This window comes from Candidatus Aegiribacteria sp. (genome assembly GCA_021108005.1).
Taxonomy (GTDB): domain Bacteria; phylum Fermentibacterota; class Fermentibacteria; order Fermentibacterales; family JCC-6; genus Aegiribacteria.
Genome location: JAIORS010000166.1, coordinates 1 through 1,202, shown reverse-complemented (window position 1 = coordinate 1,202; position 1,202 = coordinate 1). Strand labels below are relative to the sequence as shown.

At 45.9% G+C, this 1,202-nt stretch carries 1 protein-coding gene; it reads right to left on the bottom strand.

Going from position 1 to position 1,202, the window contains the following annotated elements; genetic code table 11:
• Positions 1-332: 332 nt before the first annotated feature.
• Positions 333-1,148, bottom strand: coding sequence for an IS110 family transposase (locus K8S15_10155; protein MCD4776397.1), 816 nt, complete (start codon positions 1,146-1,148; stop codon positions 333-335).
• Positions 1,149-1,202: the final 54 nt, after the last annotated feature.

Here is a 1,202-nt window from a genome sequence, read left to right as displayed (position 1 = left end):
ATAACACTTATGAGGCCCCCCTCTGTCAAGGGGTAAAGAACATCACTGACAGCATGTGCTAACTGTTTTCATTTATCGTCTTGTATTCAGTTTTACGTTCTGTCTTTGTTTCAATACTTGGCTCTGCCCAAACACTTTATCGAGGATCAACGATTCATCCTTGATGAACCGGGAAGGATTTATCCTTCTCGTCCTAGAAACACATACGTTCCCTCATGCCGTCCCATTCAAAACGTCGGGCTGAATGCCGTAACATTCACCAGTTAGCTCCGGGTTCGGGGGAGGAGCAGAACACTTCACTGAATACCTCTCATTTCTGTGGGAGCTGTCCCTTACACCCTGAGGAACTTCTTCATATCGAATGCTTTCTTGCGTTTAAGCATGTAATAAGTTGCTCTTCCGAGCTTATGAGCGAGGATGGAGAGTGACTTGGCCTTGCCATGTTTTCTCTCCAGACTTTTCTTGTATTTCATCCCTTCCGGATTTCCCTTCAAGAACATTACAGAAGCTTCGGAGAACGCCCACTTCAGATGAACATTCCCGATCTTGCTTCCAGAAGTTCCATATCGCTTTCCGGCGGATTCTCTGGCACATTTCACCAGCCTGCTATAGGATGCAAAGTTCTGTACTCTCGGGAAACGGTCAATGTCTCCTATCTCGTAGAGAATCGTCAGTGATAAGACCTTCCCGATTCCATATATGGTTCGCAACAGGTACAACGACTGTGGATCATGGTTCTTTGCATTGTCAAGAACATGCTTTTCCATTGCCCTGATCTGAACGGCAAATTGATCTATCATATCCATATTGATCTTCATGCTCATATACACATCCGGATCGGTGAAGTGACTCAGTACCTCTTCACGGCGACATTTGTGTGTGATATTGCTTACACCAAAAGAAGGCTGGTTGTACTGGCTGTTCGTGTTCTGAACATGGGTGATAAGATCAGCTCTCTTCCGAACCAGGTAATTCCTTCTTCTCAGAAGATCTCTCGTTGCCCTCATCTTCGCAGGATAGACATAAGCCATGGGAAACATTCCGCCTTTGAGCATGGCAGCTATCTTTCCCGAATCTATTCTGTCGTTCTTGGCTTTTCCGCCATGAATGGCTTTCATGTAAAGGGCATGTCCCAGAGTGAATGACATCCCTGTCCTCAGCACATAGATCCGCTATCCAGTACCAGGTGAAGACGCACTCTA

Excerpts from the sequence above, each read along its gene's own strand:
- K8S15_10155 (MCD4776397.1), bottom strand. The coding sequence starts at position 1,148 with ATGTCATTCACTCTGGGACATGCCCTTTACATGAAAGCCATTCATGGC.